Raw genomic sequence first — 17,778 nt, forward strand, 5'->3', positions numbered from 1 at the left:
GGACCGAATCCCGCAAAAGTTAAGCTGGTGTCTGGCAGTTCCGCCACCCATCATCAATGAACGGAAATCATGCGCGTCCACATTGCAACAGACCATGCCGGGCTGGAACTCAGCTCCCACCTGCAGGAACACCTCACGGCTTCAGGATACGAAGTGGTGGACCACGGGCCGCAGGAATATGACGCCGAAGACGACTACCCCGGGTTCTGCATTGACGCAGCCAAGGCAGTAGCAGCAGACCAGGAAGCCGGCCTGGATGCGCTCGGTATAGTTCTCGGCGGTTCCGGGAACGGAGAGCAGATCGCCGCGAACAAGGTCCGTGGAATCCGGGCTGCCCTGGCTTGGAACCTGGACACGGCCCGCCTGGCACGCCAGCACAACAACGCCAACGTCGTCGCCGTCGGCGGCCGCCAGCACACCCTGGCTGAGGCAACCGAGATTATCGATGCCTTCCTCGCCGAACCCTTCAGCGGAGCCGAGCGCCACGTGCGCCGCATTGCACAGATTGCCGAGTACGAGGCAAACGGCGCCATCACGGCCCGCTAATGCCTGAAGGTCACTCAATCCACCGGCTGGCCCGGCAGTTCACCTCGGTGTTTGCCGGCCAGCGGCTGGCGGTCTCCAGCCCGCAGGGCAGGTTTGCCGCCGGCGCGGCGAAGCTCGACGGACAGGTCCTGACCGGGGCCCAGGCGCACGGGAAGCAACTGTTCCTGGAGTTCGGGAATGACTTGTTCCTGCGTATCCACCTAGGCCTTTACGGTGCCTTCGACTTCGGCGGGGACGACACCTTCCGTGGAGCCTCCAGTATCGGCGCACCCCGCCGGGTGGGGGAGCAGGAGACGGCGGACGACGGCGATGCCTCCCCCTACGCGGGCCCGCCGCCGCCCAAGGGTGCGGTCAGGGTGCGGCTGGTCTCGGACCATGGCTGGGCAGACCTGCGCGGCCCCACGGCCTGTGACGTTATTACCGATCCCGAACGCCGTGCCGTGCTGGCCAGGCTTGGGCCGGACCCCCTGAATGCAGGGGAGGACAGTGCACTGGAGTTCCAGAGCAGGCTGCTCCGCCGGCGGACACCGGTGGCTGCGCTGCTGATGAACCAGGAGGTGTTGGCCGGCGTCGGAAACGTCTACCGGGCCGAAGTGCTTTTCCGCCAGCGGATTTCGCCGTGGCACACGGGTACACAGATCCGCCCGGAACAGGCTCAGGGGCTCTGGGACGATGTCGTGTCCGTCATGACGGACGGCGTTGCAGACGGACGGATAATCACCACCAGGCCGGAACACCGGGAGGACCCCCGCCTTCCGGTGCCGGTATCCGAGGCGCATTACGTCTACCGGCGGCAGGGACTGCCCTGCAGGATCTGCGGCACGGCGGTGGCTCTGACGGAACTTGCTGCACGGAAACTCTACTGGTGCCCTTCCTGCCAGGCTGAGTAGGAGCCAAACTGCAGCGGACAACAAAAAAGGCCCCTGGAAACCAGGGGCCTTTTGAGTTTGTTTGTCCGAGGGGATGACGGGAATCGAACCCGCGTAATCAGTTTGGAAGACTGAGGCTCTACCATTGAGCTACATCCCCGGCGCCGTAAGGCAGGATTTACCTTAGCACGGTAATTCGGCGGATGAACAATCGGCGGCTTCCCGTCCTCAGGCAAGGTCGGTGCGTCCCGGAATTGTGCATGTGCCAGTCAATGCCGGTAGGCTGTCAGGTGCACTGACGGGGTGTAGCTCAGCTTGGAAGAGCGCCTGCTTTGGGAGCAGGAAGTCGCAGGTTCAAATCCTGTCACCCCGACTCTGTATAAACGACGGTGCAGACCAACCCAAGAACCCTCAGGAGAACTAACGCTGTGAAGAGCGCTGTAGAAAACCTCACACCCACGCGGGTAAAGCTCAACGTAGAAGTTCCGCTTGAGGAATTGAAGCCGAGCATCGACGAGGCCTACAAGACCATCGCCACCCAGGTGCAGGTCCCGGGCTTCCGCAAGGGCAAGGTCCCCAACAAGCTCATCGATCAGCGCGTTGGCCGCGGCTACGTCCTGGAAACCGCCATCAACGAAGGCCTGAACGGCTTCTACCAGGCTGCAGTGCAGGAAACCGGCATCCGTCCGCTGAGCCGTCCCGAGGTCGAGATCAGCGAAGTTCCCGATCCCACGTCCGACGAAGGCCAGCTGGTCTTCAACGTCGAACTGGACATCCGTCCCGAGGTCGAACTCCCGGACTACGCCGGCATCGAGGTCACGGTTGAGCCCGCAGAAGCAGGCGATGCCGACATCGAGAAGGCAATGGACGAACTTCGCGGCCGCTTCGGCACGCTGAAGAGCGTTGACCGCCCCGCCGCCGAAAACGACTTCCTGACCATGGACCTCGTTGCCAAGGTTGACGGCGAAGAGGTCGACTCCGCTTCCGACCTTTCCTACCAGGTCGGCGCAGGCACCATGCTCGAAGGCATGGATGAGGCCGTCACCGGTCTGTCCGTGGACGAGTCCGCCACCTTCACCACGAAGCTGGCCGGCGGTGAGCACGCAGGTGCCGACGCCGAGGTCACCGTTACCGTGAAGGCCGTCAAGGAGCGCGAGCTGCCCGAGGCCAACGATGACTTCGCCCAGCTGGCGAGCGAATTCGACACCATCGCTGAACTGCGCGAAGACCTGGCCAAGCGCGCCGCCGAAGCCAAGGTCATGGAGCAGGGTGTCGAGGCCCGCGACAAGGTGCTCGAGAAGCTCCTCGAAATGATCGAGGTTCCGGTTCCGGAGTCCGTCATTGAAGAGCAGCTGGACCAGCACTTCAACTCCGACTCTGCGCACGCCGCCGGTGAAGACCACGACACCGAAGAGCACCGTGCAGAAATCCGTGAGAACACCGCACAGGCGTTCAAGAACGAAATCATCCTGGACGCTGTCGCGGACAAGGAAGAAGTCGGCGTCAACCAGAACGAACTCATCGACTACATCGTCTCCATGGCCGGCCAGTACGGCATGGACCCGAACCAGTTCGCCCAGCTGATTGACCAGGGTGGCCAGGTTCCGATGATGGTTGGCGAAGTCCGCCGCCGCAAGGCCCTCGCCAAGGTCCTGGAACTGGCCAAGGTAACCGATACCGCCGGTGCCGAGGTCGACCTGACCGCTTTTGTCCGCCCCGAGGGTGAAGAAGCAGCCGCTGAGACCGAGGCTGCCGAAGAAGCAGGCGAAGAGAAGGCTTAGTCTTTACCGGACCGGTCACCTCCGGTCCGTATGCAGGAAGCACCGCAGCACTATGCTGCGGTGCTTCCTGCGTTTAAGCCGCAGGCGACAAGGGGCGTTGCAGGTGCTGGCATGCCGTCTCGCACCGTGCGCCGTCAGCGAACAGTGCGCGTAACGGGAGCAAAAGGGCAGCGGGAACGGTTAGTGTCCAAGAAGAGATAAACGGCGGTAGCCAGACGCGGTGCATCAAAATGCACCCGGCCCGGAATTTCCGCCAGAGCGAGAGGTCACTCAGTATGGCAAATGCACCCAGCACACCCACTATGGCTACTGTGGACCCGGCCAGCCGGGATGACTACATCTACAACCGGCTGCTGAAGGAACGGATCATCTGGCTCGGCTCGGAAGTCCGGGACGACAACGCCAACGCGATTTGCTCCCAGCTCCTGCTCCTCTCGGCTGAGGATCCGGAAAAGGACATCTTCCTTTACATCAACTCTCCCGGCGGTTCCGTGACGGCCGGCATGGCGATCTACGACACCATGCAGTTCATTCCGAACGACGTCGTCACCGTTGCCACCGGCCTCGCAGCTTCCATGGGGCAGTTCCTGCTGTCCTCGGGAACAAAGGGCAAGCGCTACGCCACCCCGCACGCACGTATCCTGATGCACCAGCCTTCCGGCGGCATCGGCGGCACGGCTTCGGACATCCGGATCCAGGCCGAACTGATCCTGCACATGAAGCAGGTCATGGCCGAGCTCACCGCTGAGCAGACCGGACAGACTGTTGAGCAGATCCTGAAGGACAACGACCGCGACAAGTGGTTCACCGCAGAAGAAGGCCTGGCCTACGGGTTCTTCGACAAGATCTCTGCCCACGCCGGCGGCGTCACCGGCGGCGGCGGAACCAACCAGGACCAGGACGGCGAGCAGGGCTAACCCAGCCGCCAACCGGCCAGCGCACCACAGACTTCAGGAGTAAAAGCAATGAACCACAATTTTGGAACACCGGGCAGCGCGGCACCGCAGATGCCGACCAGCCGTTACGTACTGCCGCAGTTCGAAGAGCGCACGCCTTACGGCTTCAAGCGCCAGGACCCGTACACCAAGCTCTTCGAGGACCGCATCATCTTCCTCGGCGTGCAGGTGGACGACGCTTCGGCAGATGACGTCATGGCCCAGCTGCTGGTCCTTGAATCCACTGACCCGGACCGTGACATCACGCTGTACATCAACTCTCCCGGCGGCTCGTTCACGGCCATGACGGCCATTTACGACACCATGCAGTACATCCGCCCCGAGATCCAGACCGTCTGCCTTGGCCAGGCCGCCAGCGCTGCGGCCGTGCTGCTCGCTGCCGGTACCCCCGGCAAGCGGCTGGCCCTGCCGAACGCCCGCGTGCTGATCCACCAGCCTGCGCTTGGCGGCGGAGAGCGCGGACAGGCCTCTGACCTGGAAATCCAGGCAGCTGAGGTTATGCGGATGCGTACCTGGCTGGAGGACACCCTGGCCCTGCACTCGAACAAGACGTCTGAGGAAGTCAACCGGGACATCGAGCGGGACAAGATCCTGACCGCCGCTGGAGCACTTGAATACGGCCTGATTGACCAGGTTCTTGATTCCCGGAAGATCAAGACCCCGGCCATCAACAAGAGCTAGAACCAACACTGCGCCGTCCCTGCCCGTCATTGGGCGGGGACGGCTGCTGTTTCACCAAACGCGCCGGATGGCCTGAGGCTCGTAAAAAGGGCGCACCACGGCTTCGGAATTGCTGATTACCCCAACCAAGTGTCCTAGAGTGGATCATGGTTGACTGGCATGGTTTTCCTTCCGGCACGTTTTTTCCTCGGCACGGCTACCGCCGTCGGGGACCATCTAAAGGGGACTGAATTATGGCTCGCATTGGTGAGAGCACAGATCTGCTTAAGTGCTCTTTCTGTGGAAAGAGCCAGAAGCAGGTGCGCAAGCTTATCGCCGGCCCCGGCGTCTACATTTGCGACGAGTGCATCGAACTCTGCAACGAGATCATCGAAGAGGAACTTTCGGAGACCAGCGAAGGCGATTCCTTCGTCCTCCCCAAGCCCCGCGAGATCTTCGACTCCCTGCAGGAATACGTTATTGGCCAGGAACCGGCAAAGCGTTCCCTCGCAGTGGCTGTCTACAACCACTACAAGCGCATCCAGGCCGGCCACGCCTCCCGCGGCACCGGAAACCTGGCGGACGCCGTAGGCACCGAGGACGTCGAGATCGGCAAGTCCAACATCCTGCTGATCGGCCCCACCGGCTGCGGCAAGACCTATCTGGCGCAGACCCTTGCCCGCCGGCTCAACGTGCCCTTCGCCGTCGCTGACGCCACCGCGCTGACCGAGGCCGGCTACGTGGGCGAGGACGTTGAGAACATCCTCCTCAAGCTCATCCAGGCCGCTGACTACGACGTGAAGAAGGCCGAGCAGGGCATCATCTACATCGACGAGATCGACAAGATCTCCCGGAAGAGCGAGAACCCCTCCATCACCCGCGACGTCTCGGGTGAGGGCGTCCAGCAGGCACTGCTGAAGATCCTTGAAGGCACCGTGGCCTCCGTTCCGCCCCAGGGCGGAAGGAAGCACCCGCACCAGGAATTCATCCAGATCGACACCACGAATGTCCTCTTCATCGTGGCCGGTGCGTTCGCAGGCCTGGAGGAGATTATCGGTTCCCGCTCAGGCCGCAAGGGCATCGGTTTCGGTGCGCCGCTGAACGAAACCAACAAGGACACCGACTCCTACGCGGACGTTATGCCCGAGGACCTGCTGAAGTTCGGTCTGATCCCCGAATTCATCGGGCGCCTGCCGGTCATCACCACCGTTTCCAACCTTGACCGCTCAGCGCTGATCCAGATCCTCACCGAGCCGAAGAACGCGCTGGTCAAGCAGTTCCAGAAGATGTTCCAGCTCGACGGCGTCGAACTGGTCTTTGAACCCGAGGCGCTGGACGCCATCGCCGATCAGGCTCTGGGCCGGGGCACCGGTGCACGCGGACTGCGCGCCATCCTGGAGGAAGTGCTGCTGCCGGTCATGTTCGATCTTCCCAGCCGCGAGGACATTGCCCGCGTGGTTATCACCCGGGAAGCCGTGACGGAGAAGGCTGAACCAACGCTCATTTCCCACGACGTCATCGCGAAGCGGCGGAATAAGTCAGCCTGATTGCGCGCTGGCGCACGTGGGACATGATTCCGTCCGCACCAATTCTTAACGAGGAGTAAGCCTGTGCCCGAGAATACTGCTGTTGCCGATTTCTGGTTCGATCCCACCTGCCCGTTCGCCTGGGTGACCTCGCGCTGGATGGGTGAAGTCGAGCAGGTACGCGACGTCCGCACCGAATGGCACGTCATGTCCCTCTCCGTCCTCAACGAAGGACGGGACCTTCCCGAGGACTACCGCGCCCGCATCGACAAGGCCTGGGGTCCGGTCCGCGTCATCATCGCCGCAGCAGAACTGCACGGCCAGGAGAACATCAAGAAGCTCTACGACGCCATGGGCACCCGCATCCACGTGCAGGGCATGAAGGATTACGACGCAGTAATCGCAGAGGCTCTGGCCGAAGTTGGACTGCCGGCTGAACTGGCCGACGTCGCCGCTACAGACAAGTTCGACACCCAGCTGCGTGCCTCGCACCAGGAAGCAATCGACAAGGTGGGCGACGACGTCGGCACCCCCGTGGTCGCTTTCAACGGCACCGCCTTCTTCGGTCCCGTCCTGACCCGAATCCCGCGCGGGGAAGAGGCAGGAAAGATGTTCGACGGCGCACTCGCGCTGGCCTCGAACCCGCACTTCTTCGAAATCAAGCGCAGCCGCACCGAGAACCCGCAGTTCGGCTAAGAGCCGCTAAACATAAAGTGCCCGGCCGGAATGATCCGGCCGGGCACTTTGTGTTTTTGCTGCCTACTCTGCGGGCGCCAGTTCGACGTCGCTTACCGTCAGCTCGGCGTCGGCGGCTTTCAGCTCAAGGTTCCGGACGTTGCCTGCTGCCAGCAGATCAGGCAGGCCGGCACGCAGCCGCTCAACCAGGGCAGCCGGGGCGGTTACCGTGGCATTGAGGACCTCGGTGCGCTGCTTGACCTTGGCTTCGGACTTGGCCTTGCGGATGCCGCCCAGTGCCTGGGCAACGGTTCCCAGGATTGCGGCGTCGGCTCCGGTGACACCGGCGGACAGACCCTGAACCTCCGGCCAGGAAGCACGGTGGACGGATCCGGCGCGCCACCAGCTCCAGACCTCTTCGGTGGCGAAGGGCAGGAACGGGGCGAACAGGCGAAGCAGCGAATCCAGGGTGGTGGCCAGGGTGGCCAGCACGGAGGCCTGCTCCGCGTCGCCTGCGGCACCGTAGGCGCGGTCCTTGATCAGCTCCACGTAATCGTCCGTGAAGGACCAGAAGAAGGACTCGGTGATCTGCAGCGCCCGGGCGTAGTCGTAGCTGTCGAACGCCTTGGTCGCGTTGTTCACCACGTCCACCAGCTGCACCAGCAGGGACTGGTCCAGCGGGTTGGTGATAGCCGAGGCATCATCTTTGACCACATTCGCCTCTGTGGCTCCGAGGTTCAGCACGAACTTTGAGGCGTTCAGAAGCTTGATGGCCAGCCGGCGGCCGATCTTCATCTGTGCGATCTCGTAAGCGGTATCCGCGCCAAGGCGGGCCGAGGCAGCCCAGTAGCGGACGGCGTCGGACCCGTATTCATTGAGCACATCGGTGGGGACCACCACGTTGCCCTTGGACTTGGACATCTTCTTGCGGTCCGGGTCCAGGATCCAGCCGGAGATGGCGGCGTGCCTCCACGGGGCAGCGTGCTGCAGCGCGTCGGCGCGGACCACGGAGGAGAACAGCCAGGTACGGATGATGTCGTGGCCCTGCGGGCGCAGGTCGAACGGGAAGACCTTGGAGAACAGGTCCTCGTCCACACCCCAGCCGCCCACGATCTGCGGGGTGAGCGACGAGGTTGCCCAGGTGTCCAGCACATCGGCGTCGCCGATGAAGCCGCCGGGCTGGTTGCGCTGCGACTCCTCGTAGCCCGGCGCCGGGTCGGCAGCCGGATCAGCCGGGAGTGCCTCGAAGGCAGGCAGGATTGGGTTGTCGTAGTCCGGGTTGCCGGAGTTATCCAGCGGGTACCAGACCGGAACCGGCACACCGAAGAAGCGCTGGCGGGACACCAGCCAGTCACCGTTCAGGCCTTCGATCCAATTCTCGTAGCGGGAGCGCATGAACGCCGGGTGGAAGTCGATTTCCTTGCCGCGGGCGATCAGGGCCTCGCGGCGGTCCGCGTCGCGTCCGCCGTTGCGGATGTACCACTGGCGGCTGGTGACAACCTCAAGCGGCTTGTCACCCTTTTCGAAGAAGTTCACCGGGTGGGTGATCTTCTTCGGTTCGCCGTCCAGGTCGCCGCTTTCGCGGAGCATCTCCACGACGGCTTCCTTGGCGCTGAAGACTGTCTTGCCGGCAACGGCGGCGTAGTTTTCCCGGGCCGCGTCAGTCTGAATCCATTCCGGGGTGTCCGCAAGGATGCGGCCGTCGCGGCCGATCACGGCGCGGGTGGGCAGGTTCAGTTCACGCCACCAGGTGACGTCAGTGAGGTCGCCGAAGGTACAGATCATCGCAATGCCCGAGCCCTTGTCCGGCTTGGCCAGCGGGTGCGCCTTGACTTCAACCTCAACGTCGAAAAGCGGGGACTTCACCGTGGTGCCGAACAGACGCTGGTAGCGCTCGTCGTCGGGGTGTGCCACCAGCGCCACGCAGGCGGGGAGCAGTTCCGGGCGGGTGGTCTCGATGTAGATCTTTTCGCCGTCCGGGGCGTGGAAGCTGACCCTGTGGTACGCGCCGGGCTGCTCGCGGTCCTCAAGCTCGGCCTGGGCTACAGCGGTGCGGAAGGTGACATCCCAGAGGGTGGGGGCTTCGGCCATGTAGGCGTCGCCGGCCTTCAGGTTCTCCAGGAAGGCTCGCTGGCTGACGGCGCGGGAGTGGTCGTCAATGGTCCGGTAAGTGCGGGTCCAGTCGACGGACAGGCCAAGGGTGCTGAAGAGGTTCTCGAAGACCTTTTCGTCCTCCACAGCCAGCTCTTCGCAGAGTTCGATGAAGTTGCGGCGGGAGATGACGTCGAAGTCGCGCTGGTTCTTTGGGGCCGTTGCCGGCGGACGGTAATCGGGATCGTACGGCCTGGTCGGATCGCAGCGGACGCCGTAGTAGTTCTGCACCCGGCGTTCGGTGGGAAGGCCGTTGTCGTCCCAGCCCATCGGGTAAAAGACGTTCTTGCCCTTCATCCGCTGGTAGCGGGCCAGGACATCAGTCTGCGTGTAGGAGAACATGTGTCCTACGTGCAGGGAACCTGAAGCAGTCGGCGGGGGAGTGTCAATCGAGTAGACCTCATCCCGGACCGTGTCGGGATCAAAGGCGTACGTGCCCTCCTCGCGCCAGCGGCGGCTAAGGGTCTCTTCCAGCCCTTCCAGGGCGGGTTTGTCAGGAACGGAAACGGTCGCAGCGGGCGTGTCTGTGCCCGGGATATTGTCAGCCATGGTGCCATTCTCCCACGGGTGCCGGTGCCCTCGTCATCTGTGTCGTGGTCTGCGAACTCCCGTTGCCGCAGGCCCCTTCCGGGGGCACCTGCAGCGGCCTAGCATCCGGTACATGGCTGAAATGTATCCGTCCCAGGTGCGCGTGCGGCGCATTTATGCAGAGCCCGACGGCGGTTTCCGGGTGCTGGTGGACCGGCTCTGGCCGCGCGGGGTCTCCAAGGCGCGGGCTGACCTGGACGAGTGGTTCAAGGAAGGAGCACCCAGTACAGAGCTGCGGGAGTGGTTTGGGCACCAGCCGGAGAGGTGGCAGGGCTTCGTGGAGCGCTACACGCAGGAGCTGGAGGATAACGACGCCGTAGCTGACTTCGCGGCCGCCTGCGCTTCCCGGCCGGACACGGTGCTGCTGTACGGCACGCGGAACGAGCAGGAGAACGAGGCGGTGGTGCTGCGGGACTACTTGCTGGGCCGGAACTTCACGTAGCTGTACACCACCAGGGCGATGGCAATGCAGCCGGAGAGAATAAGTGCCGTTCCCGTGGTCCAGCCGCCCGGAAGCCACCACGTGTCCTCCAGCGGCCACCACGAGGGCACCCTGCGCCACAGTCCCCAGGTGATACCGGCAGCGATTAGCGTCAGGGCACTGGTCAGGGCAACGGCAATCCGGCCCCAGGACTGCACCCCCTGTTCGGCCGCGCGGAAGGCCTGGACTTTCACGGGATGCAGCCAGCGGCTGGCCCAGTGGTAGCGAAGGGACAGGATTGCCAGGCCGGCGACCAGCATGAGCAGGCCCGGACCGGGAAGCACCAGGGCGACAGCTCCGAGCGCAATCAGGGTCCAGCCGGCCACTTCAATGCCCGTGCGGCGGACCCAGGCGGGGATTCTGTCAGTGCGCGGCATGCTTCCAGCTTCGCATAACGTCTGCCCCGGACCGATACTGCCGGGGCGGTCGGCGGAGGGGTTGGCCGTGCATGGTTTCCCAGTCGTCGTTGCGGGTGTTGCTTGTGTGGTCCCGCAGGTGGTTGTGGGTAACGGGCGGTGGGAATCCGTGCGCACGGAGCCGTCCACCGGCGTCGTCCGTCCCTGCACAGCCGGCCGAACCGCTCCTCGAACGATTCTCTTTCCACCTATGCATCCGTGGACAGCATACGGACCCAGCGCGGGCGGCAGTCTGGATCTGTGCATGCTATCGAGGCAGTCTGCCAAATCCATTACGGAGTGATCAGCACCGGAGCGCTCGCCGCCAATGGGTTTGGCCGCTCCAAGGTAGCGGCCGCTGAACGCAGTGGACTGCTGCAGCGTGCGGGCCGGGGCTACTACCGCTTGGAGGGTGCGCCCGCAGAGCTGGTTGCCGCCGCTTCGCTGGGGATGTCCCTGACATGCGTGTCTGCGGCTGATGTGCAGGGGTGGTGGGTACTGAATCGGCCCGACGGGCTGCATTTGCGTGCTGACAAGTCGGTCCATGGCCCCGGAATCCATCTCCACCGGGGCAGGAGGTCAGCGGCGAGGCTGGTGTGTTCGCCGTCGGCCATAGTCCTGGACGCATTCCGGTGTCTTCCGCAACTTGATGCGCTGCTGATTGCCGAATCAGCTGTTGCCCGCAATGCCGTCTCAAAGTCGGCGCTTATCCGTGCCTTCAATCGGCCGCAGGACTGGCGCGTCCGTGCACTTCTGGAAGGAACGAGCCGGAAGACGGCCTCACCGCTGGAGGTCTGCGCCCGCTACCACTTATGGGCAGCAGGGCTTCCGGTTCAGCGGGAAGTGATGGTTGCGGGTGTGGGGCGCGTGGACTTTCTGGTTGGCGAACGGCTCATCGTGGAAATAGACGGCTATGAGTTTCACAGCGGCCGGAATGAGTACCGTAAGGATCGGGATCGATGGAACCGTGCCACGGCTCAGGGATTCATTACCCTGCGCATCACTGCCGAGATGATCCTTCGGAACCCGGAGGAGTTCGTCCGGCTAGTCCGAGCAGCGGCTGCTAGAGCCTGAAATGGACGCTCCGGTCCGGTCATCGGCTCCGGCTTGGTGCTGCAAATGAGGTGGGGTTTCGGCCCCAGCAGTTCCCCGGAAACTACGGGCGGAGACGCACGGATTCCCAGCCGTCGTTGTATACGGCAGCCAGTGGGACCTCACGGGTAACACCGGTAACGAGGGCTGGGAAACTGCGCCGCCCAGGGCGCCACGAGCCTGCTGAGCACGCAGCCCCGTCACCCGCGTAGCCTGGCCGCCGCGACGCAGCGAGACAGCCCACCGCCGCGACACAGCACGACCCGCACCGGGCCGCAGGCAACACAAGTTCGCTAGGGTTGCTCCCATGACGAACAAGCGCGTGGTTGTAACCGGAGCAAGCTCGGGAATCGGTGCGGCAGCAGTCCGTGCCCTGCGGAAGACAGGTTGGGACGTCATCGCCGTCGCCCGCCGCCGGGAACGCCTGCAGGAACTGGCAGAGGAAACCGGCGCCCGGATCGTTGCCTGCGACGTCACCGACCGCCAGTCCGTGGATGCAATGGCCCGCGAGGTGCTGGCAGACGGGGGAGTGGACGCCATCGTCAACAACGCCGGAGGCGCTTTCGGCATGGACCCGGTAGCGGCAGGCAAGCCCGAAGACTGGGTAAACATGTACAACGTCAACGTGCTTGGCGCGCTCAACGTGACCCAGGCCTTCCTTCCGGCACTGCGGGACAACGGGCACGGCTCCATCCTGATGCTCACCTCAACCGCCGCGCTCGCAGCCTACGAAGGCGGAGCCGGATACTGTGCAGCCAAGGCCGGGGAACAGGCGATGACCCAGGCACTGCGGCTGGAGGAAGCCGAACACAACGTGCGCGTCATCGAGATCCTGCCGGGCATGGTGAAGACGGAGGAGTTCTCCCTGAACCGGCTCGGCGACGCAGCAGCCGCGGAGAAAATCTACGCCGGCGTCGAAAAGCCCCTCACGGCAGAGGACGTTGCAGACGTCATGGCCTACGCCCTGAACGCGCCGCACCACGTCAACCTCGACCAGGTGGTCATCCGTCCCGTGGCCCAGGCTGCGCAGCACAAGGTGATCCGCCGCTAGCCTCCCGCAGGCCGGGGCTTCGACATCAGCCCCGGCCGTGGCCTAAACTGGCCCAAGCAGCTTTGACCCGGCCATCACCGGTGAGCTTCCGGAAGAACAGTGCAGAACTCAAGCAGAACTGAATGCGCCTAGTAGAACCGGACGGGTAAGCCCGTCACAGCAGTCAACGAGCGGCAGCCGGCGCGCACCCATCAGGATTGGGCGTACGACGGCGGCAAGCGAGGTGGTACCGCGGCTTATCCCCGGCGTTCGCGCCGGGAAGACAAGTTCGCCCTCGCATCCTGTTTCACAGCCAGATTCATTTGCCGCTACCAGGATGACGAACATGCCACAGATCTACCCCAAGGCCTCCACCGGCGAATCCGCCGAAGCAGCAGCCTCCTCTCCCAGGTTCCCCGAGATCGAAGAACGGGTCCTGAAGTACTGGGACGAGGACGGCACCTTCCAGGCCTCCATCGACGCCCGGCCCGCCGGCGAAGATGGCTCCAACGAGTTTGTCTTCTACGACGGCCCTCCCTTCGCCAACGGCCTGCCGCACTACGGCCACCTGCTCACCGGCTACGTCAAGGATCTGGTGGCCCGCTACCAGACCCAGCGCGGACACCGCGTTGAGCGCCGCTTCGGCTGGGACACCCACGGGCTGCCCGCTGAACTGGAAGCCATGAAGCAGCTCGGCATGAGTGACAAGGTCCAGATCGAGAAGATGGGCATCGACAAGTTCAACGATGCCTGCCGCGCCTCGGTCATGAAGTACGCCGGTGAATGGCAGGACTACGTCACCCGCCAGGCTCGCTGGGTGGACTTCGAGAACGACTACAAGACGCTCAACGTCGAGTACATGGAGTCGGTCATCTGGGCCTTCAAGACCCTGCATGAAAAGGGCCTGACCTACAGCGGTTTCCGGGTGCTCCCGTACTGCTGGAAGGACGAGACTCCGCTGTCCAACCATGAGCTGCGCATGGATGACGACGTCTACAAGATGCGCCAGGACCAGACCGTCACCGTGACGTTCCCGATCATCGCCGGGGACAACGTGCTCTCCGCCGAGCTCGAGGGCGTCAACGCCATCGCCTGGACCACCACGCCGTGGACGCTGCCCACCAACCTGGCCCTCGCCGTCGGGCCGGACGTTCGTTACGCCGTCGTGCCCGCCGGCCCCAACGGCACCCTGGTGGATCAGGGAACAGCCGGTGAAGGCCGCTTCCTGCTGGCCGAAGACCTCGTCGCTTCCTACGCCAAGGATTTGGGGTACGACGACGCCGATGCGGCCCGTGCCGCCGTCACCTCCGTGCACACGGGCAAGGAACTCGAAGGCCTGCGCTACACGCCGCTCTGGGACTACTACGCCGACGCCGAAAAGTGGGGCACGTCCAACGCCTGGAAGTTCGTTGTGGCCGACTACGTCACCACGACCGACGGCACCGGCATTGTCCACCAGGCTCCGGCCTACGGTGAAGATGACCAGAAGGTCTGCGAAGCCAACGGCATCCCCGTCATCCTCTCCGTCGATGAAGGCGGCAAGTTCCTGCCCATGTTCGGCGAAGGGCCGCTGTCCGAAATCGCCGGCCTGCAGGTCTTCGAGGCGAACAAGCCGATCACCCGCGAGCTCAAGTCCGAAGGCCGCCTGCTGCGCCAGGCCAGCTACGAGCACTCCTACCCGCACTGCTGGCGCTGCCGGAACCCGCTGATCTACAAGGCAGTGTCCTCCTGGTTCGTGGAGGTCACCAAGATCAAGGACCGCATGATCGAGCTGAACCAGGAGATCAACTGGATCCCGGAGAACGTCAAGGACGGGCAGTTCGGCAAGTGGCTCGAAAATGCCCGCGACTGGTCGATCAGCCGCAACCGGTACTGGGGCAGTCCCATCCCGGTGTGGGTTTCGGACGACCCCAACTACCCGCGCACCGACGTCTACGGTTCCCTCGCGGAGATGGAAGCCGACTTCGGCCGCCTGCCGCTGAACAAGGAAGGCCAGCCGGACCTGCACCGTCCGTTCATCGATGAACTGACGCGCCCCAACCCGGACGATCCCACCGGCAAGTCCACCATGCGCCGGGTCGAGGACGTGCTGGACGTATGGTTCGACTCCGGTTCGATGCCGTACGCCCAGGTGCACTACCCGCATGAGAACGCCGACTGGTTCGAGCACCACAACCCGGGCGACTTCATTGTGGAGTACATCGGCCAGACCCGCGGCTGGTTCTACACGCTGCACATCCTGGCCACGGCTCTCTTTGACCGCCCGGCATTCCGCAACGTCATCAGCCACGGCATCGTGCTTGGCTCGGACGGGCAGAAGATGTCCAAGTCCCTGCGGAACTACCCGGACGTTTCCGAGGTCCTGGACCGCGACGGTTCCGACGCCATGCGCTGGTTCCTGATGGCTTCCCCGATCCTGCGCGGCGGCAACCTGGTTGTCACCGAACAGGGCATCCGCGACGGCGTCCGCCAGGTCATCCTGCCGCTGTGGAACGTGTGGCACTTCTTCACCCTCTACACCAACGCCGCCAACAACGGCGCCGGCTATGAGGCAACACTGCGCCACGAGTCCACCGAGCCGCTGGACACCTACATGCTGGCCGCCACCGGGGACCTCATCCGGGACATGACGACGGCGCTGGACACCTATGACGTGTCCGTCGCCTGCGAAATGCTGCGTGCCTACATGGACACGCTCACCAACTGGTACGTCCGCCGCAGCCGCACCCGGTTCTTCGACGAAGACACCCAGGCCTTTGATGTGCTCTACACCTGCCTCGAAGCGCTCTGCAGGGTGGCAGCACCGCTGCTTCCCCTGGTCTCCGAGGAGATCTGGCGCGGCCTGACCGGCGGGCGCTCCGTGCACCTGACTGACTGGCCCGAAGCCGGTGCCTTCCCGCGGGATCCGGACCTGGTGGCCCGGATGGACCTGACCCGGAAGATCGCCTCCGTCGGTTCCTCGCTTCGCAAGGCCGCCAACCTCCGCGTGCGGCTGCCGCTCGCAGGCATGACCGTGGTGGCACCGGACGCAGAGGCGCTCGAAGGCCACTTCGCGGCAATCATCGCCGATGAACTGAACCTCAAGTCCGTCCGTCTTGTTGATGCAGGTGCCGCGGATCCCGCGGAGTTCGGCATCACGCAGAAGCTCGTCGTCAACGCCCGCGCAGCGGGTCCGCGCCTGGGCAAGAACGTCCAGACGGCCATCAAGGCCTCGAAGTCAGGGGACTGGTCCGTAGCGGAAGACGGCACGGTGACTGCCGGCGGCCTGGAACTCCAGGAGCACGAGTACACACTGGAAACCGTCGTGGAGTCCGGAGAGGGCGAATCCTCAAAGGCAGTTGCAGTGCTGCCCGGAGGGGGCTTCCTGGTCCTGGACACGGAGGTCACCCCTGAGCTGGCCGCCGAGGGCACCGCACGCGATGCCATCCGCGCCATCCAGCAGGCCCGCCGCGACGCAGACCTGCACATCAGCGACCGGATCCGCACTACCATCTCCACAACGGAGGCCGACGCGGCCGCGCTGGAAGCCAACGTCAGCCTCATCAAGGCCGAGACGCTTACGGCGGAGCTGATTGTTGTCGGCGACCTGGCGGTCAAGGACAACGACAAGGACACCGACAAGTACATCGTGACCGTGGAGAAGATCTGATGAGCACTGAAGACACCCCGTCAGGCTCCATTGACGGTTTCTCCGTGGAAAGCGTCTACGCTGAGCTGCTCAGCCGCGCCCCGGAAAACAAGATGGAGCCGCGCATGGCTCCGCTTTTCCGGGCCATGGAAATCCTGGGCGCGCCGAACAAGGCGTTCCCGATCATCCACATCACGGGGACCAACGGCAAGACCTCGACGGCGCGGCTGATCGAGGGCGGCCTGCGCGCCTACGGGCTGCGCACCGGCCGCTACACCAGCCCGCACCTGACCAAGGTCACCGAGCGCATCAGCATCGACGGTGAACCGGTGGCGGACGAGACCTTCGTCCGGATCTGGGACGAGATCCATCCATACCTGCAGATGGTCGACGCCGAACTGGACGCCGCGGGGGAACCCCGGCTCACCTATTTCGAGTGCGTCACGATCCTGGCGTTCGCGGTCTTCGCGGACGAACCGGTGGACGTGGCCGTGATCGAGGTTGGCCTGGGCGGCATCACCGATGCCACGAACGTGGGCGACGGCGCCGTTTCCGTGGTGACCCCTATTTCGCTGGACCACACCGAGCTGCTCGGTGACGACGTCGCGGACATCGCCCTGGAGAAGGCCGGGATCATCAAGGAAAACGGCTTCCTGGTCAGTGCCGCCCAGCCGGTTGAAGCTGCGCAGGTCCTGTTGGAGAAGGCCACTGAGGCAGGAGTCCCGTTCCGGTTCGAAGGAATCGAGTTCGGCGTTGAGTCCCGCACCATGGCCGTTGGCGGCCAGATGGTGACAGTCAACGGGCTGGCCGGACGCTACGAGGACCTGCTGGTGCCGCTGCATGGCGAGCACCAGGCGCAGAACGCCGCAGTTGCCGTCGCCGCGCTGGAGGCGTTCATTGGCGGCGGGAACAAGGAACTCGACGTCGAACTGCTGCGTACCGGTTTCCAGACGGTGACATCTCCGGGCCGGCTGGAGGTTGTCCGCACAGCACCGACGATCATTGTGGATGCTGCGCACAACCCGGCCGGCGCCAAGGTGAGTGCCCAGGCAGTGCTTGAGTCCTTCAACCTGTCTTCGCTGGTACTGGTGGTGGGCATCCTGGCAGAAAAGGACGCCGTCGGGATCCTTGCCGAACTGCATGAGGTACTCGGGGACATCGTCACCGGCATCTGCCTCACCCAGTCCAGCTCGCCGCGGGCCATCCCGGCGGATGAACTTGTTCAGGACGCCGTGGACGCCGGATTTGCCGACGAGGACATCCAGGTTGAACAGGGCCTGGACAATGCGATCGAGTGGGCTGTGGCCAAGGCGGAGGAAAACAACGACCTCGCCGGGGGAGTGCTCGTCATCGGTTCCATCACGGTGGTCGCGGAAGCGCGCACCCTTCTCGGAAAGTAA

General features: G+C 64.1%; 14 protein-coding genes and 2 tRNA genes. 13 read left to right on the top strand and 3 right to left on the bottom strand.

The features are described 5' to 3' along the window. The first annotated feature begins 69 nt into the window (after positions 1–69). Together AO716_RS10850 and AO716_RS10855 are read left to right on the top strand one after the other, a co-directional pair. On the top strand, positions 70–546 hold the full coding sequence (locus AO716_RS10850; RefSeq protein ID WP_055240866.1) for a ribose-5-phosphate isomerase: 477 nt from the start codon (positions 70–72) through the stop codon (positions 544–546). Continuing rightward, complete coding sequence (locus AO716_RS10855; RefSeq protein ID WP_055240867.1) at positions 546–1,436, top strand: Fpg/Nei family DNA glycosylase; 891 nt, start codon at positions 546–548, stop codon at positions 1,434–1,436. Before AO716_RS10850 ends, AO716_RS10855 begins: the two co-directional genes overlap by 1 nt. A gap of 68 nt (positions 1,437–1,504) precedes the next feature. Here the strand turns inward: AO716_RS10855 and AO716_RS10860 are convergent. Then, a tRNA-Gly gene (locus AO716_RS10860) sits at positions 1,505–1,575 on the bottom strand. A 139-nt stretch (positions 1,576–1,714) separates the two neighbouring features. Here AO716_RS10860 and AO716_RS10865 point away from each other — a divergent pair. The 6 genes from AO716_RS10865 (at position 1,715) to AO716_RS10890 (ending at position 7,034) form a co-directional block, all read left to right on the top strand. Further along, a tRNA-Pro gene (locus AO716_RS10865) sits at positions 1,715–1,788 on the top strand. Between the two features lie 55 nt (positions 1,789–1,843). After that, positions 1,844–3,196 carry a trigger factor gene (tig, locus tag AO716_RS10870; protein ID WP_055240868.1) on the top strand — a complete coding sequence of 451 codons (1,353 nt, stop codon included), beginning with the start codon at positions 1,844–1,846 and terminating at the stop codon, positions 3,194–3,196. A gap of 302 nt (positions 3,197–3,498) precedes the next feature. Continuing rightward, a complete protein-coding gene (locus tag AO716_RS10875) occupies positions 3,499–4,113 on the top strand; it encodes an ATP-dependent Clp protease proteolytic subunit (protein ID WP_055240869.1) in 615 nt (204 codons plus the stop codon). 48 nt (positions 4,114–4,161) lie between these two features. Then, on the top strand, positions 4,162–4,833 hold the full coding sequence (locus AO716_RS10880; protein ID WP_055240870.1) for an ATP-dependent Clp protease proteolytic subunit: 672 nt from the start codon (positions 4,162–4,164) through the stop codon (positions 4,831–4,833). A 233-nt stretch (positions 4,834–5,066) separates the two neighbouring features. Beyond that, a complete protein-coding gene (clpX, locus tag AO716_RS10885; protein ID WP_055240871.1) occupies positions 5,067–6,359 on the top strand; it encodes an ATP-dependent Clp protease ATP-binding subunit ClpX in 1,293 nt (430 codons plus the stop codon). A gap of 63 nt (positions 6,360–6,422) precedes the next feature. After that, positions 6,423–7,034 carry a hypothetical protein gene (locus tag AO716_RS10890; protein WP_055240872.1) on the top strand — a complete coding sequence of 204 codons (612 nt, stop codon included), beginning with the start codon at positions 6,423–6,425 and terminating at the stop codon, positions 7,032–7,034. A 63-nt stretch (positions 7,035–7,097) separates the two neighbouring features. Here AO716_RS10890 and valS read toward each other — a convergent pair whose 3' ends face one another. Beyond that, positions 7,098–9,713, bottom strand: a complete 2,616-nt coding sequence (gene valS, locus AO716_RS10895) for a valine--tRNA ligase (RefSeq protein ID WP_055240873.1) — start codon at positions 9,711–9,713, stop codon at positions 7,098–7,100. Between the two features lie 112 nt (positions 9,714–9,825). On the opposite strand from valS, the gene AO716_RS10900 reads away from it, so the two are divergent. Then, complete coding sequence (locus AO716_RS10900) at positions 9,826–10,194, top strand: DUF488 domain-containing protein (RefSeq protein WP_235472063.1); 369 nt, start codon at positions 9,826–9,828, stop codon at positions 10,192–10,194. Here AO716_RS10900 and AO716_RS10905 read toward each other — a convergent pair. Continuing rightward, positions 10,167–10,610, bottom strand: a complete 444-nt coding sequence (locus AO716_RS10905) for a PGPGW domain-containing protein (RefSeq protein ID WP_055240874.1) — start codon at positions 10,608–10,610, stop codon at positions 10,167–10,169. The genes AO716_RS10900 and AO716_RS10905 overlap by 28 nt on opposite strands. 279 nt (positions 10,611–10,889) lie before the next feature. Here AO716_RS10905 and AO716_RS10910 point away from each other — a divergent pair, with 279 nt between their 5' ends. From AO716_RS10910 to AO716_RS10925, 4 genes are all read left to right on the top strand, one after another. Beyond that, positions 10,890–11,702, top strand: a complete 813-nt coding sequence (locus AO716_RS10910) for a DUF559 domain-containing protein (protein ID WP_055240875.1) — start codon at positions 10,890–10,892, stop codon at positions 11,700–11,702. A 325-nt stretch (positions 11,703–12,027) separates the two neighbouring features. Further along, positions 12,028–12,771: an SDR family oxidoreductase gene (locus AO716_RS10915; RefSeq protein ID WP_055240876.1), complete on the top strand. Its 744-nt coding sequence runs from the start codon at positions 12,028–12,030 to the stop codon at positions 12,769–12,771. 325 nt (positions 12,772–13,096) lie between these two features. Beyond that, positions 13,097–16,399 carry an isoleucine--tRNA ligase gene (gene ileS, locus AO716_RS10920; RefSeq protein WP_235472064.1) on the top strand — a complete coding sequence of 1,101 codons (3,303 nt, stop codon included), beginning with the start codon at positions 13,097–13,099 and terminating at the stop codon, positions 16,397–16,399. After that, entirely contained in the window at positions 16,399–17,778 is a 1,380-nt protein-coding gene (locus tag AO716_RS10925; RefSeq protein WP_055240878.1) for a bifunctional folylpolyglutamate synthase/dihydrofolate synthase, read from the top strand. Before ileS ends, AO716_RS10925 begins: the two co-directional genes overlap by 1 nt.

This window comes from Arthrobacter sp. Edens01 (assembly GCF_001307035.1).
Taxonomy (GTDB): domain Bacteria; phylum Actinomycetota; class Actinomycetes; order Actinomycetales; family Micrococcaceae; genus Arthrobacter_B.

Excerpts from the sequence above, each read along its gene's own strand:
- AO716_RS10850 (WP_055240866.1), top strand. The coding sequence starts at position 70 with ATGCGCGTCCACATTGCAACAGACCATGCCGGGCTGGAACTCAGCTCC.
- AO716_RS10855 (WP_055240867.1), top strand. The coding sequence starts at position 546 with ATGCCTGAAGGTCACTCAATCCACCGGCTGGCCCGGCAGTTCACCTCG.
- AO716_RS10875 (WP_055240869.1), top strand. The coding sequence starts at position 3,499 with ATGGCTACTGTGGACCCGGCCAGCCGGGATGACTACATCTACAACCGG.
- AO716_RS10880 (WP_055240870.1), top strand. The coding sequence starts at position 4,162 with ATGAACCACAATTTTGGAACACCGGGCAGCGCGGCACCGCAGATGCCG.
- clpX (WP_055240871.1), top strand. The coding sequence starts at position 5,067 with ATGGCTCGCATTGGTGAGAGCACAGATCTGCTTAAGTGCTCTTTCTGT.
- valS (WP_055240873.1), bottom strand. The coding sequence starts at position 9,713 with ATGGCTGACAATATCCCGGGCACAGACACGCCCGCTGCGACCGTTTCC.
- AO716_RS10900 (WP_235472063.1), top strand. The coding sequence starts at position 9,826 with ATGGCTGAAATGTATCCGTCCCAGGTGCGCGTGCGGCGCATTTATGCA.
- AO716_RS10905 (WP_055240874.1), bottom strand. The coding sequence starts at position 10,610 with ATGCCGCGCACTGACAGAATCCCCGCCTGGGTCCGCCGCACGGGCATT.
- AO716_RS10915 (WP_055240876.1), top strand. The coding sequence starts at position 12,028 with ATGACGAACAAGCGCGTGGTTGTAACCGGAGCAAGCTCGGGAATCGGT.
- ileS (WP_235472064.1), top strand. The coding sequence starts at position 13,097 with ATGCCACAGATCTACCCCAAGGCCTCCACCGGCGAATCCGCCGAAGCA.
- AO716_RS10925 (WP_055240878.1), top strand. The coding sequence starts at position 16,399 with ATGAGCACTGAAGACACCCCGTCAGGCTCCATTGACGGTTTCTCCGTG.